The 15,731-nt window shown below is 45.8% G+C and carries 10 protein-coding genes and 1 pseudogene; 7 read left to right on the forward strand and 4 right to left on the reverse strand.

Annotated elements, in window-relative coordinates:
- Positions 1-2,777 (reverse strand): annotated as a pseudogene (locus LAY57_RS20300) (DUF748 domain-containing protein); the annotation flags it as partial.
- A 236-nt stretch (positions 2,778-3,013) separates the two neighbouring features.
- Here LAY57_RS20300 and LAY57_RS20305 point away from each other — a divergent pair.
- The 7 genes from LAY57_RS20305 (at position 3,014) to LAY57_RS20335 (ending at position 9,219) form a co-directional block, all read left to right on the forward strand.
- Complete coding sequence (locus tag LAY57_RS20305) at positions 3,014-3,388, forward strand: DUF3110 domain-containing protein (RefSeq protein ID WP_249068702.1); 375 nt, start codon at positions 3,014-3,016, stop codon at positions 3,386-3,388.
- Entirely contained in the window at positions 3,385-4,302 is a 918-nt protein-coding gene (murQ, locus tag LAY57_RS20310) for an N-acetylmuramic acid 6-phosphate etherase (protein WP_249068678.1), read from the forward strand. The genes LAY57_RS20305 and murQ overlap by 4 nt, the downstream gene beginning before the upstream one ends.
- Positions 4,303-4,449: 147 nt before the next feature.
- Entirely contained in the window at positions 4,450-5,226 is a 777-nt protein-coding gene (locus LAY57_RS20315) for a DUF928 domain-containing protein (protein ID WP_249068679.1), read from the forward strand.
- 120 nt (positions 5,227-5,346) lie between these two features.
- A complete protein-coding gene (locus LAY57_RS20320; RefSeq protein ID WP_249068680.1) occupies positions 5,347-6,879 on the forward strand; it encodes a site-2 protease family protein in 1,533 nt (510 codons plus the stop codon).
- A 59-nt stretch (positions 6,880-6,938) separates the two neighbouring features.
- A complete protein-coding gene (locus tag LAY57_RS20325; RefSeq protein WP_249068681.1) occupies positions 6,939-7,754 on the forward strand; it encodes a PIN domain-containing protein in 816 nt (271 codons plus the stop codon).
- Complete coding sequence (gene gloA2, locus LAY57_RS20330) at positions 7,751-8,137, forward strand: SMU1112c/YaeR family gloxylase I-like metalloprotein (protein WP_249068682.1); 387 nt, start codon at positions 7,751-7,753, stop codon at positions 8,135-8,137. The genes LAY57_RS20325 and gloA2 overlap by 4 nt, the downstream gene beginning before the upstream one ends.
- A 599-nt stretch (positions 8,138-8,736) precedes the next feature.
- Positions 8,737-9,219 (forward strand): DUF8738 domain-containing protein, encoded by a 483-nt coding sequence (locus LAY57_RS20335; RefSeq protein WP_249068683.1) that lies wholly within the window; start codon positions 8,737-8,739, stop codon positions 9,217-9,219.
- Positions 9,220-9,262: 43 nt separating this feature from the next.
- Here LAY57_RS20335 and LAY57_RS20340 read toward each other — a convergent pair whose 3' ends face one another.
- The 3 genes from LAY57_RS20340 to LAY57_RS20350 form a co-directional block, all read right to left on the reverse strand.
- A complete protein-coding gene (locus tag LAY57_RS20340; RefSeq protein WP_249068685.1) occupies positions 9,263-11,206 on the reverse strand; it encodes a glycoside hydrolase family 10-like protein in 1,944 nt (647 codons plus the stop codon).
- Positions 11,207-11,626: 420 nt separating this feature from the next.
- Positions 11,627-12,001, reverse strand: a complete 375-nt coding sequence (locus LAY57_RS20345) for a response regulator (protein ID WP_249068686.1) — start codon at positions 11,999-12,001, stop codon at positions 11,627-11,629.
- Between the two features lie 295 nt (positions 12,002-12,296).
- The gene (locus LAY57_RS20350) at positions 12,297-15,383 is read right to left on the reverse strand and encodes a PAS domain S-box protein (RefSeq protein ID WP_249068687.1); all 3,087 of its coding nucleotides are present in this window, start codon (positions 15,381-15,383) and stop codon (positions 12,297-12,299) included.
- Positions 15,384-15,731 lie beyond the last annotated feature (348 nt).

The following is a 15,731-nucleotide window of genomic DNA, read 5'->3' on the forward strand; positions in this document are numbered from 1 at the left end:
TCATTTAGCTGCGCTTGACGAATTCGGACATTCCCACCAGCAACTTGAAGATTTCCTTGACCTCTTGCTTGAATTTGCGATAAAGGTGATTGATTAGATTGTGTTGTCAGTGTATCCAGGTTTCCTGCTAATTGGAATTGACCGCTAAAAGAACTTTGTAATTGCGGGGGTACTTGCGGGAAACGATTGAGTTGTACGCCAGACGCAACGACATCAGCTTGAAAATTACCTTTATTCAGTTCGGCTTTACGAATTTGAACATTCCCACCAGCAACTTGCAGATTTCCTTTGGCAATAGCTTGAATTTGTGATAATGGTGATTTAGATTTATCAGTTTGCGCTGTCAGGGAATCTAAGTTTCCTGCTAATACCACTTGTCCGTTAAAAGCAGAACCCTGCAACTGGGTTGGTACTTGTGTCAAACGCCCCAACTGCACGCCAGAAGCGGCAATATTTGCTCGCCAATTACCCTGATTCAACTGTAATTCCCGAATTTGGAGATTGCCACCAGCAAACCCAAGATTTCCTTGTCCAACGGCTTTAATTGTTCCCAATTCGCTTGAGTTTAGGTTTCCTCCGACGCGGAATTGACCGCTAAACGGCCCTTGGACTTGCGGCGGTACTTGTGCCAATTGTCCTAGATTGACGCCTGTAGCTTTGACGATCGCTTCCCACACACCATTCTGAAGTCCACCTCGGACAATTTGCACAGTCCCACCAGCAAGATTCAGACTTGCTTGACCGATCGCTTGAATGTCTGCAAGCTGAAATGATTCAATGTTTCCAGCTAATTTAAACTGACCGTTGCTTAATGTCGATCGCTGCAACTGGGTTGGCACTTGTTCAAAACGTCCTAATTGGACACCAGTAGCACCCACTAATGCTTGCCAACGGCCTTTTTCCAATAAACCTTGGCGCAATTGGACAGTGCCTCCAGCAACTTGCAGGCTTCCTTCTGCGATCGCTTGAATATCTGCAATTTTAAATGAAGCTAAACTTCCCGAAAGCTTTGCCCTACCGCTAACTACCCCTTGCTGTATAGGAGTGCTGAGTGCTGAGTGCTGAGTGCTGAGTGAAGTTTGCCCTCTGGGACTCTGCCCCTCTGCATTTTCTGGCAGCAGTGCCAAAATGTCCTTGACTGGCAGTTGAGAACCTTCTACAAGGGCTTCCCAGCGACCGTCGGCAATGCGAGCAGCCGCTTTCAGGGTGTTACCAGCCACTTTGAAAGTGGCATCGCGCAAGACCGTCTGACCCTTAGCGACAATGACTTCTCCAGCTGCGGGATAAGTAGCTTGTGGAGCTTGCCAACGTGCCGCTACCCGAATATCGTTTAGAGGGCCGAATACTTGTGCCTTTGCGGAAACATTGCCAATTTTGATAGATGGAGATAGAGTTACACCGTACTGTTGAGCGATCGCATCTCCTGGCACATTTTGAACTTCGGCATCGAATACCATCCCGCCGCCTTGACCGAGTTTAACGTTGCCTTTGCCGGTAATTTGACCGCCAACAGTAGGTTTGGCTTGCAAGTTTGCGATCGCAAATTCATTTGTCGCCGGTGCAAAGGCAAAGCGACCGCTTATTGAGGAGAATTGCAGTTTATCAACTTGGGCTGGCTTAGTGGTGGTAAATTCACCTAACAGAACGGGCGCTTTAGTAGGCCCACTCAAACGCACTTGCGATCGGACTTCGGCGCTTATCGGTACTGGTGTTTTGAGGTTGAGAGTCTGAGTGATGTTCCCTATTGGTACATTCGGAACTTGTGCGGAAATGTCATAACCGTTTTGGGGATGGAAAGTACCATTAGCTTGCAGCGGAATCTGACCCAAGCGCGTTGCTACACTATCGAGCTTAATTTCCTGACCGCTAAAGTTTAGTACTCCATTCGTATTACTAAATGGTGCTGGCAGTTGTGGGAATTTAGCAGTAACATCATTCAGGCGTGCCATCCCCAACAAAAAGAGTGGCTGTGCTGGGTTGTATCTGACGGTCAAGTTGCCATCCACCCGACCTGCACTTAAGTTAAGCGGAAGTTTGACTAATCGATCGAGGTCGGTAATTAAAAGATTTTGACCTTGCAGCTGCAAGTTCGTCTGCTGGCTGGGAGGCAGATGTTCGCCTGAAACCTTAAAATCCCCTCCGGTAGCTAGTTGTCCGCCCATATCGAACCGAATGCGCTGACCTTTATCTACAAATTCGGCCTTGCCATTCAGTTGAGCAATACCTACCGGGACTCTGGGATTAGCAGGTTTTGGATTAGGCACCAAAACGACCTTAGCGTTATTCACCCGGACCGATCGCACTTCCGTTTTGATTGGCCCGCTGCCTTCTGATACACTAATTTGGCTTGCAATCCAGATATTGTTGTTGTCTTGTTCGATATAAACATCTGGATTGACGAGGGTAAGGTCTAACTGTAAGGTGCGGTTCAGCAGCATCTGGGGGATATTAAACCCCACATCGATCGCCCCCACCGAGGCCCGATCTGGATCTGTAGGCGTCGCCGGTATTTCAGAAGCGCCAAACCGCAGTCCGTTAACCGAAAAACGTTCCACTTTGCCAAGTTTTACTGGTCGTTTCAGACTCTGACTGAGATTTTTCTCTACTAATGGGGCTAACTGTTCCTGGACAAATATCCAAGCCCACCAAGCCCCAGCCGCTATGCCAACTAAGATGATCGCGCCAAAGGCAAATCCCGTGCGACTCAACCACAACAGCCATATACGGCGGTTCGCACTAGACTCAGGTTCGTTATTTGGATTCGGGGTGTTCGTCATCTCTTGATTTTAGATTTTAGATTTTGGATTTTGGATTTTAGATTTTAGATTTTAGATTTTGGATTGGTAAATCCCACTCTCCCCCTCTCCCCCTCTCCCACTCTCCCCCTCTCCCACTCTCCCCCTCTCCCCCTCTCCCCCTCTTCCCTTTTTGACTTTTGACTTTTGACTTTTGACTTTTATAGCCCCTAGTCCCTAATAAAATAAATAACGACGATCGAAATAAAGTGGCTCTCATGCGTGTGTTTGTACTGTTATATAACGTTCGGAAGGAAAATGAGGGTATTCACAGCCTTCAGATTGGCGATCGCAATGTAGTATTGATGTTTGAGTCAGAGGACGACGCCACTCGCTATGCGCTGCTGCTGGAAGCTCAAGATTTTATGGTTCCGACGGTTGAGGGAATGGAGAAAGAGGACATCCAAGAACTTGATTATGAGTGGGTGTTTGTCCCGGCAGGTTTTGTTCCCGAAGGAACATTCGATCGTTTATTATTAGCACCACCGGAAACCAACTTGGAAAAAACAGATTGGCAACAGGAGGAAACTAAAGCTGACCTCGCCGAGTCGGAACTCGATCGCATTCGCCGCCAATTAGAAGGACTACTATGAAAAACCTTGAGGAACGCGGTCATCTTCTCACAGAACAGATTAATCCGAACAGTCATAATTTAGACCAGCTAAGTTCCCTGGAGTTGGTGGAACTGTTCAATCGCGAAGATGCCCAAACTATTGCCGCGATCGCTCAAGCCCGCTTTGAGTTGGCTAAGACAATCGATATCGCAGCTGAGTCATTACGTCAAGGGGGACGCCTGTTTTATGTGGGAGCGGGTACTAGCGGGCGTCTGGGGGTCTTGGATGCAGCCGAGTGTCCGCCCACGTTTTGCAGTCCGCCGGAACTGGTACAGGGGATTATAGCTGGTGGTGCTGGTGCTTTAATCCGCAGTTCGGAAGATTTGGAAGACTTAGCTGAGGATGGGGCAAGTGCGATCGCTCAGCGACAGATTACCAAGCTGGATGTGGTAGTGGGAATTACTGCTGGGGGAACGACTCCTTTTGTTCAAGGCGCTTTGCTGGCGGCTCAAGCTAGGGGGGCTACGACTATTTTTATGGCTTGCGTCCCAGCCGAACAAGTTAGCATTAATGTCGATATCGATATTCGCTTGGTGGTTGGCCCGGAAATTTTAGCAGGTTCTACGCGACTCAAAGCTGGGACGGTGACGAAGATGGCTTTGAACATCATATCTACCGGCGTGATGGTAAAGTTGGGCAAAGTCTATGGCAATCGGATGGTGGATGTGGCGGTTACGAATACTAAGCTGCGCGATCGGGCTTTGCGTATCCTCCAAGATCTTACCGATCTCAGTCGCGAAGCCGCCGGATATCTGTTAGAACAAAGTGGGCGATCGGTCAAACTGGCGCTGGTGATGCACTGGACGCATTTAGACAAGGAAAAAGCAGAAAGTCTCCTTACCGAAAATCAAGGCAATCTCAGACAAGCCGTACAAAGCTTCCAAAAACAGTAGAGTGGGCATTGCCAACCCTAGCTTTAACTCTGTTATTCCTACTGTCTGGAAGCGGAACAAAAAATCTTCTAGATGTTTCACTGCCGTTATCGCTTTGTTAAGCATGATAGAGAAAGTTCCACGTTCTAAACAGTAGGATATTTACTTATGGCTTTGTTAAAACAAGTTGTATCTATTGCTACCTCTTCAGCAGTTATATCTCTAGAAATACTTCTCACTCCTGGTTGTTCAACACAAAAACAAGAGCAATACGAGAAATCTTCTCTACACCAAAAGAGCGCAAGTGTTTCGGTAGTTGCTCAGACATTCCAGGCTCCAAATCGAGGGGCTCCTACGGCAACAGTAGGGTCGGCAAGTCGTAGTGGCTCTTGCGTTCTATCCAGACAAAAGAATTTAACCGTTTTGCTCCCACAAAGTAACTTAGGATTGACGGTATCTCAGCGACCAACATTTTTTGCGTATGTTCCCAAATCTACTGCTCAGAAAGGGTTGTTTGTCCTCAAGGATCGAAACCATCGAGAGGTCTACAGGAAAAATTTTACTCTCCCCAATCAGCCCGGTATTGTTAGTATTAGCCTCCCAGCTACCGCGCCGCCTCTAGAAGTTGGCAAAATGTATGAGTGGAATTTGCTAATAGTTTGCAGTCCTGATTCTAACGACCAAAGTGGTAATGCGATCGCAGGTGGCTGGATTGAGCGAATTCAACCAAGCCAAGCTTTAGTCAATCAACTAAAAAATGCGCCGCCAATAACTGTTCCAGCTTTGTATGCAAAGGCTGGGATATGGCACGAGGCTTTTGGAAATCTAGTTAAACTCCGCCGCAACCAACCTAATGATGCAACTCTGTTAGCTAACTGGGGAGAAATGTTAAAGTCAGTCGGATTGGAAAATTTTATCCAAGAGCCTTTAGTTGATTGCTGCTAGAGTGAAGAAATATTAAGCATTGGCAGGGAAAGCTGGAAATTCCGTAAATTTTACAATGAGGAGTGCGGCATCGCCGCTTGACTCGATCGGGCCGTTTGTCTGACTAGCACAGGTTTGGAAATGTTCACTGGATCGGAGACTTCTGTAATAGCACTAATTCTGCTAGCCACTTTCGGTATATTGGGCTGGGGATTGTACCGTGCCAAGCCTTTTGGGAAACTGGGAATCTTAGCCTGGTTGCAGTCGGTGGCCCTGATGACTCCCTGGCTGTTGTTTTTTGGCTTGTTTGCCATAGGCATTTACCTCAACTTGGTCAGTATTATATTGATGTTGGTGGTTTCGGCTGGGCTGTATATCTATCTGGGTAGGCTACTGCGTAAGGCAGGTAAAGATATCATTCAACAAGAACGTGCCTCGAAGATGGCGAATGGCGATCGCGAAGCAAGCCCCACAGAAGAGACGGCTCGATCGGCCCAGGCAGCGAATGAAACCGCAAAACCTGAATCAGCGCAGTTGAAAATGGAGATGATCCCGATTCCCCAAGAAGATCTCAAGACGATTCAAGGGATTTTTGGCATCGATACCTACTTTGCCACAGAAACGATTCCCTACCAGGAAGGCGCTGTCTTCAAAGGCAACCTGCGCGGCGAAGCACAAGCCGTTCATACACGCTTATCAGCGGCTTTGCAGGAACGACTGGGCGATCGCTATCGGCTATTTTTGATCGAAAATCCAGAAGGTAAGCCGACAGTTGTCATCTTACCCAGCCGGAATGACCCTAAACCAGCCAGTTTAAACCAAAAAATCCTGGCGATCGTCCTCATGGTGGCGACAATTGCCACCTGTTTAAGCACTTCTGGAATGTTGCTGGGATTCGATTTATACCAAAATCTAAGTCGGGTTACGGAAACTTTGCCTCTAGCTGTGGGAATCATAGCTGTTTTGGCAGCTCATGAAATCGGTCACTGGCTTCTAGCAAGGCGTCACCAAATCCGCTTAAGTCTGCCTTATTTTCTACCCACTTTGCAAATAGGCTCCTTTGGTGCCATCACCCGCTTTGAATCTATCCTGCTCAACAGAAACGTCTTGTTTGATATCTCTTTAGCAGGGCCTGCTGCTGGTGGAATTGTATCCCTACTGATGCTGATTGGAGGCTTGCTACTTTCTCATCAAGGTAGTTTGTTTCAAGTTCCAGCTGAATTTTTCCAAGGCTCGATTCTGGTGGGAACCCTGGCGCGAGTTGTCCTGGGTTCTGCCTTGCAACAGTCTTTGGTGGATGTTCACCCGCTGACAATCATTGGTTGGTTGGGATTGGTAATTACAGCGCTAAACTTGATGCCAGCCGGACAGTTGGATGGCGGTCGAATTGTGATGGCTATCTACGGACGTAAAGTGGCTGGCAGAACGACGATCGCAACTTTAATCCTACTGGCGCTGGTATCTCTGGGAAATCCCCTTGCTATGTACTGGGCAATTGTAATAGTGTTCCTACAAAGGGATTTAGAGCGTCCCAGCCTAAATGAGATTACCGAACCCGATGATGCGCGAGCCGCCTTGGCTTTGTTAGCTCTGTTCCTCGCTCTAGCAACTCTCATCCCCTTATCGCCGGGATTGGCAGGGCGTCTGGGAATTGGAGTTAATAATGGATTTTAGATTTAAAATTTCAGATCTAAAATCTAAAATCTAAAATTGAAAATTCCTTAGTGACGGTTATGCCTACACCACCGCCCGTTCTAGTTCTTCTAGACCACAGCGCCTTGATGGGCAAAAGCACCCGCGAATGGCAGGAGTACTCGCGCATAGGAGCCTGCTACCTACCACAAGTGGTCTATGAAGAGATTGAATTTCTCTCCGGTCGCGCCCCAGAACCCGAAGTGGAGAAAACCGCTAAAGAGTTTTTGCGCTTTTTCCCCAATAGCGGTTGGCAACTTACTAATGCTCATGCAACCCATCCCGCCTTCACTCCACCCGGCGGTTCAAACATGAGCAAACAAGCCAGATTGGTAGTCGCGGTTGCTCAATGTACTTACGGTTTCGCCCAGGAAAATATCGATAATCTGGTTGTTTTCGTATCCAACACTCAGCCCATACTGCAACGGATTCCATCTTTGGGTACGCCCAATCTTTGCGGGATAACGGCGGCGGCACTTTTGCAGTGGGTGCGAACCGAACAGCAACCGCCAGCTGTGACTCAGCAACTGCAAATCTTCAGCAGTTCGGAGGGAATCCAGGGAAACGGACAAGTAAAAGCTGTTGGAAATAGGCAGAGTTCTGCGCCCACAAGTCCTGCACCGGCGATCTCTGGGCCTGCATCAGCCGATCGCGCCACGCCTTCCCAATCTGGCAGAAGAGGCGCTGGAGGTGGTTTGGTGTCTCGTCTGATTGGCGGTGCGGTGGCTTTGGTTGTAGTTGCAGCAGCGGGTTTGGTGGCATGGCGTTTTGTTCAACCTGCCAGTTTCGATCGGTTTTGGCACCAAATGGGTTTGCCTGCTTTACCCGGTCAGCAATCAAAACCTGTGAAAAAATGAAAACAACTGGAATCCATCATGTAGCGATCGTTTGCTCTAACTATGAAAAATCCAAAAAGTTCTATGTAGAAGTTTTAGGGTTTTCCATTATCGAAGAAACTTTCAGAGCCGCAAGAAATTCGTATAAGTTAGATTTGAGAGTCGGTAACGGCGACCAAATAGAGCTTTTTTCATTTCCTAACCCTCCTAAACGACCGAATACCCCTGAAGCTTGCGGTCTGAGACATTTATCTTTTGAAGTTGATGATATTGATGAGTCTGTCGCTTATTTAACATCTCACGGCGTGCAGGTTGAGAATATCAGAATTGATGAGATTACAGGCAAGCGATTTACTTTTTTTAAAGATCCAGACGATCTACCTCTGGAGATATATGAAAAGTAAAGTTAACTGCGATATATGAGATCTACTCAGGATATTTATAGCAACCGCCAGGGCGATTAAGCCAACTCCAACTGTTACATGAAGTCCATAATCCCTTACGGAGTAACCTCTTCCCTCTTCCCTAGTCCCTAGCCCCTTTGCCCCCTCCCCTAGTCCCTAGCTATATACTCAGTAAAAGTTCCGTTGAAATAGCGATCGCAACTTATGCCGGACTGACGAAAGTAAAAAAGCGGTTAGGCTTGTAGCCAAATTTACAATTTGTAATACATTAAGTATCAGATATAACATTAAATTCAGTATTTTCTGGGGTTGAAAAATGGCATTTAGGTATGAAATTAGTATTTAAGAAGACTTATAGAAGCGTAGCAAATAAAAATTATTTGCATTAGTAACTCGCAGGGTGCAAGTGTCTGGTTCTAATCAAGCTGTTTGCGTTTGGGTAAAGCAAGACGAGTAAAATCTTTTTCCGTCATAGGTAAAAGTATTTCAAGCCGAACCTTTGAAGAAAGATTTCAAGTTTTCCGGATTCTTTAAAGATCGGAGTGTAGTAATAAGTCTTAGTCCCTTTCCGCTGACAGCATCCACTTGCGAGGCTAGCTATGGAAGAAATTACCACCACAGAATCTCCCGCAGCCACCTTAAATCAAACAGCTAAGCAGCCACGTCCTTTTTTCTTAGCTTTGCTGTTGACTAGCGCCTTGTACTTCGGCGTTAGACAGCCGGTGTCCCATACCGCTGTTGCTGTCTCGGAGTCATCACAAACTAACACAAGTTTGTCAGTATCGGTGAAGGATGCTGTGATCAAGGACTTGTCCCAGCGTGAGGCGTTGCCAAAATCTGCGCTGCGGATAGTGCAGGTTAAACAGCTGACTTGGTTCGATCGCTGTCTGAATATCGCTGACTCTGACGTCTGGTGTTCCCAGGCGCTAGTCCCCGGTTGGCAAGTAACGGTAGCCAGCACACAAAAACGCTGGATTTATCTGACCAATACTTCTGGTTCTGTAGTCAAGCTGGATAATATCATTCCCTCATCCAGTACAAAGATTCAAGAAGTTGCGATCGCTACGAATTTGAGAATTTAAATTTGAGATTTTTAATCTTAAATTTAAATTCTCAAATCTGAAATTATACTAATCCTTCATTGCTGCTGGGCGGCTGACCGCCTTGCAAAATACTCGGTCTTGACACTGGCACAGAGAAAAGGGATTGAAATCCCTTTTCGCGCTCTGCCGGTGTTTCTTTTGCCCAATTCCAGAGGCTTTCATAGAAGAAAAACGAAACTCCAGTCAAACCGCGATCGCGAACTGCCTGAACTTGAGTTTTAATTTGTTCGATGGAAACAGAGTTATTCTTTAATCCACTCATAATGCCGACAGCTACGGGGATATGACTTTGAGCCAACTGCACTTCTGCGCGTTCCAATTCAGTAATAAAACGTTTGAGGTCGTCTCGATACACTTGCAAGACAATTTCTTCCACTAAACCGCGTCTTTCCCAGGTAAACCAATCCTGTAAGTGCGCCGGTAAAGAGAAATGTAGCGGATTAGGAGACACAGAAACAATACAGTTTGATTTACTGGCTTTGATAGCACGGAATAGCCTAGTCATGAAGTCGTTGATTTTATCAGCTCGCCAGCGTACCCAATAGGTTTCGCTGGGATTATCGTCAGGAGAAAAACCAGGGAGTTCTTTCTTGAATAGGGCGACTGTAAAATTGTCGTAACCGAATTCAATTGGCAAGCTGAAATGATCGTCGAATTGAATTCCATCTACATCGTAGTTGCCAACAATTTCGCTAATTAAATTTATGATGAATTGCTGTACTTCTGGGTGAAAAGGATTGAGCCAAACTCGTTCTTCTATCCCTTCCTTCCAAACCTTTGTGCCATCGCGACGCTGAGTTAGCCAGTCGGGGTGACGTTTGGCTAATTCGGAATTAGCTGGTGCCATAAAGCCAAATTCAAACCAGGGAATGACGGTTAAACCTTTTTTATGCCCTAATTCGACAATTTCTTTGAGCATATCTCGCCCTTGCAAACCGGGTTCTGGGTCGATCGATCGCCCGAAAGTTCGTTGTGCTACGGGACTAGGATAGAGCGTATAACCGCCGTTCCAAACTGTAGGATATATCGTATTGAAGTTTAGATCTCGCAAGCGCTGCATGGCGTTGGTGAGACGATCGCGCGAAAACAGCACGTCGCTATCTATATTTGTCAGCCAAACACCTCGGATCTCGGCATTCGATGTACTCAGCGATGTTTTTAGCAGTGATGTTGGAGGTGATGTTGTTGATGGCGTTGTCGGTAATGTTGGCGTTTCAACGACAGGAATATACTCCTCTGGCACTAATCCAAAATACCCTAATGCTTGACATAAGGAAGCGGATACTTCTCCTCGCGTCGCCAACAGATTGGGGTTGAGTGTGCCGACTTCGGGGTAATTGACGACTAGCTGTTTTTCAGTTGCAGCGGCTATTGCCTGACGGGCATAATTGGGAATTGCCTGGGCATCTGTAAAAATGGCATTCAAAGTTTCATCTACTGGCTGGGTGGGCGAATACTTTAAGCCACTCGTCAAAGCTACCAGTAGTTGTTCTCGCGAAATCTTTTTAAGTGGGTTGAAAATTTCACCAATATAAGCAGAAAGAAATCCTGCTTGATAAGTCCTGCGAATTGGGCTAGCTGCCCAATAATTTGAAGGAATATCGGCAAATTGAACAGCGTTGCGGACTTTAGGTGCATTGGGAAAAGCTTTGTCAAGCATCCTTGCAAATTCAGCCCTCTTGACTGGCAAATTGGGTCGAAAGCTTCTATCCTCGTAGCTAGTGATGATATCCTGCCGGATTAGCTTTTCAATGCAAGGTTGTGCCCAATGTCCTTGGATGTCGCTAGATATTGTCTGAGAGTAAGAGATCCGGGGTGTTATGGCTACAATTATGATGCAAAGGGCGATCGCAAGGGCAAACCATCTGGGCTTGTGAGGCTGTAGCTGATGACTCAAGTGGCGGCGATAGGAGGAAAGCCTGACTGTAGAGGCGATAAGAAGGCGTTTGACAAAACTTATTACCATATTTCTGGATAACAATATTAGACTTACTAACTTTGGTTGAGATCGTGTCCTTACACATCATTACCTAAAAAATTCATGTTCTTCTTCTTATCTGCGTTCATCTGCGTTCATCTGTCTTCATCTGCGGTAAAAATTTAACCACCGATGAAAACAAACAATTAGACGATATAGCAACTTTAGGGCGATTAAGGCAACTCCAACTGTTACATGAAGTCCATAATCCCTTACTTCGTCAAGCTTTTTCCTCTTCCCTCTTCCCTCTTCCCTCTTCCCTAGTCCCTTTGCCCCCTCCCCTAGCCCCTAGTCCCTAGCTATATCACTCATGCACTACCGATGCAACCGGACGCGATATGAGATAAAGTGCGATCGCTCAGCTTACCACAGGCGATCGCACTTTCTTGACAAAACTCAATATTAAGGTTACCAGCCCAAAGCCTCTGCTATTTGGATGGCTAGGTTGAGAGGATCGAAAGGCTTAGGTATGATTGCTTTTACCCCCAACTCTGCAAACTGCGATCGATCGTTAACTTGCACCTTAGCACTCAGCAAAACCACAGGAATATCACGGGTGGCGTTATTGGCTTGCAGAGCAACCAAAGTAGCAGTTCCGTCCATATCGGGCATCATCACGTCTAAAAGAATAGCATCTGGTTGCTGTACCTGGGCTTGTAACAAGCCTTCTTTGCCAGAACTAGCCGTCAAAACTTCCCATCCAGCCATCATCTCCAAAGCGATCTTTGTCACCTCCCGAATACGATATTCATCATCAACTATCAGAACCCGCTTAATGTTCATGGCTGACCGTTTCTTTTGATTTTGAGGTAATTGACCAACGCCTGAATGTTATAGAACTTACCCAATTTATCGCCTCATCCACTACAGATTTAGAGTCAATTTATGAATTGATTCTACAGGGGGCAAAAGCGCCACCAAAAGCTTAAATCCTGTGTTAATTGACCAAATTACAAACAGACAATGTGCAATCAAGAACGAACAATAAATTTTAGCTTTTGGCTAAGTATAAATTTAAAATGTGAAGATCTTGTGCAGAAAGACCATCATAATTATTTATTAATATTCACCGTTTAGCTTATGGCTGCATCGGTAAATCGAAACAGAAGGTGCTGCCGAGTTCCAAGGTACTTTCTACCCAAATGTGTCCCCCATGTTGCTCCACGATGCTGCGGCAGATAGTTAAACCTAAACCAGTACCTCCCTTTTGCCGGGAGTCGGAGGCATCCACTTGTTGAAAGGGTTCAAAAATTTTTTGCAGATGTTCTGTCGGTATACCCCGTCCAGTGTCTTTAACCTTAAATAGTATGCGATTTTCTTGCAGATGGGCACTTAAGAAAACTGTACTACTTGGAGGGGAAAATTTGATCGCATTACTGAGTAAGTTAGTTAAAACTTGGATGATGCGATCGCAATCCGCCCACACCTTAACCGAATCAGCAATAACTGATAAAGTTACTTCGGCTTTTTGAGCTAGAGGCTGCATGAGATTTACCATTCGCCCCATCAAGTCCGCAGCATCGCAAATTTGTTGGTTCAAAGTCATTTTTCCCGACTTCATACGCTCCATATCCAGAATATCATTAACCAAGCGCACCAAGCGGTCTGTATCCTCCATCGCAAATTCCAGCAAACGCTGACCTTGCTCGTTCATAACACCCAGACGCCCAGTTGAAAGCAATCCCAAAGCGCCCCGCAGCGAAGTCAGTGGAGTGCGGAGTTCGTGGCTAACTATGGAAATAAACTCGTCTTTCATTTGTTCTATTTGTTTGCGCTCTGTAATGTCTTCAATCATGCTTAAAGTATATACAATATTTTTATCTGGATCGCGAATTAACCCACCGATGAGATTAGTCAACAAAAGGCTACCACTTTTTTTGATATAACGTTTTTCTAATTGATAGCTGGTAATTTTTCCGGTCAGACATTCTTCAATATATGGTAGTTCTTTTTCCAGATCTGGTGGATAGGAAATCTCCCTAAAATTAAGAGCTTTCATTTCTGATTCCGTATATCCCAACATCTGACAAAAGGTTTGATTTACTTGAAACAATTGCCCCTCAGCGGTACTGAGAGCTATCCCAATAGGTGCTTGGGCAAAAATTTTGCGGAAACGCTCCTCGCTTTCTCGCAAGGCTGCCTCTGCCCGTTTGCGATCGCTGATGTCTTGCCCAATACCGATATTGGTGCCATCAGAAAGCAGAACGTTAGCCCAAGAAGTGTCCAGAATTCGTCCAGATCTAATTCTAGTTTTGAAGTCTCCCCATTGATGAGAAGCTGAGTTGATGAACTTTAATACTTCTTGGCGATATTCAGAATCTGGATATAATTCAGACATCGTGTCAAGGTTTTGTAACTCCAAAAGAGACCAACCCAGAACCTTTTCCCACTCCCGATTAACCATTTTTATTTTACCGTCGATCTCAAATAAGGACACCATTACCGGAATATGGTCGAAGATTTTTTGCAGGAGTTCTTTCTGTTGTTTTAATTCTGACTCTGCTTGTTGGCGATCGCGTAGCGCAGCTTGCCGTTCGCTGATATCTTGTATAACAGCAATAAAATACTTAATTTCCCCGGCAGAAGATAGCACCAGCGACACTGTTAGACAGACCCAAACAAAGTCGCCATCTTTGCGAATATAACGCTTTTCTATCGAAAAATTGGGGATTTTACCGGCCACTAACTGTTGCCGATATGCCATATTTTTAGCCATGTCATCTGGGTGAGTAATTTCCCAAAAAGTTCGTGTTTGTAGTTCTTCATCTGTATATCCAACAATTTCGCAAAACTTTTGATTGAAGCTAATATATTGACCGTTCGCCGTAGTTGTAAGTATGCCCACCGCCGCTTGCTCGAAGATAGCGCGAAACCTTTCTTCGCTATCTCGCAGCGCTTCTTCTGCTTGTTTGCGATCGCTAATTTCCTGTCTGAGCTTTTCGTTGGCGCTTCTGAGTTCGCTGGTGCGTAACTCCACCAATTCCTCTAGGCGATCGCGGTATTGGCTCAATTGCGCCTCTGTCTGCTTGCGATCGGTGATATCGCGAACAACGGAAAGGTGGCGATGGGGCACGAAGTTAGCGATCGCGCTATACTCGATATCTCGAATTGTGTCATCCCGACGCCGGATGCGTAATTCTCCCCTTTCCCGTCCTTTTTCCTGAAAGCTTTGCCAAGTTTCCCTGAAATCGATCCTAGATGCCGAAAATTCCCCAATAGATTTGCCAATTATTTCCTCTGATGGTAAACCGAAAATTTCACTTGCAGCTGGATTTACTGCTACAAACTGACCGTTATCATCGGCGATCGCTATAGCGTCCATTGCACTCTCAAAAACAGCTGACAATAATTGAGAGCTTGCGTGCAGTGCAACTTCAGTTTGTTTGCGCTCTGTAATATCGCGGCAAGCGTAAAGCACAGTTCCACCATTAATCGATACCCGCTTTACATTGATCAGCAAAGTATGTTTTTGACCAGTTTTGTTGATGATTTCTCGTTCGATGTTATGGATTTCCCCGCAGCTTTCCAAGTCTGGGTAATCGAACAGATATTCTCCTAGCAAATGAGAAATTTCACCAAATTTCTCTACCTCTTCGTAGGAGTAGCCGAAAATGATGTTTACGTTGGGACAAATAAACGTAAAACCGCCAGTGCGATCGGTAATAAAAACAGCATCGCTAATGCTGGTAAGGGTAATTCGGTATAACTCTTCAGATTGGCGGAGCTTCTCTATAGCTTGCTTGCGATCGGTGATGTCGATCGCAGTACCCAGAATCTGTTTTGGCAAACCATCAGCGAATGAAGCAAATACGGTATCTCGGCTCCAAAACCAGCGCCATTCACCGTTTTTGTGTTTCATACGATACTCAGTTTCAATAACTTCTCCGTCTTTACGTATGTCCCAATCTTTAACTTTTTCACTAAATGTTACCCAATCCTCTGGATGGATTAGATTTTGGAGGAACGCGCTGCCCATTTCTTGAATTTCTTCTGGAGAGTAACCCAGAATTTCTTTTGTCTGTCTATTTGCATAAATATTTCGCTGTTCGTGCAGGTCATAAATATACAAAATTGCCGGTGTCGCTTCGGCAATCTTTTGAATGAAACGCTGGTTTTCCCAGAAGGCTGTTTCTACCAGATCTCGTTCAGTGATATCCTGATTCACAATAATCGCTCCAAGAATTTCTTTACTTTCGCTAAAAAGTGGTAAGTATAGCAACCGCCAGGGCGATTAAGCCAACTCCAACTCTTACTTCTTATCCAAATCCCTTACGCAGTAACCTTTTCCCTCTTCCCTCTTCCCTAGCCCCTAGCCCCTAGCCCCTAGCCCCTAGCTATAGGTGGGCATAATTAAACGTAAAACTGCTGGCCCTTAGAAACCCGGTTTCGCAGGAGTTACCGGGTTTCTTGCTGTTCAGTTTATTTACGCCCACCCTAGCAGTATTGTCCCCACTCAGCACTCAGCACTCAGCACTCAGCACTTAAGAAGCACTCAGCACTTAAGAAGCACTCA

The sequence above is a fragment of the Argonema antarcticum A004/B2 genome (genome assembly GCF_023333585.1).
GTDB classification, from domain to species: Bacteria; Cyanobacteriota; Cyanobacteriia; order Cyanobacteriales; family Aerosakkonemataceae; genus Argonema; species Argonema antarcticum.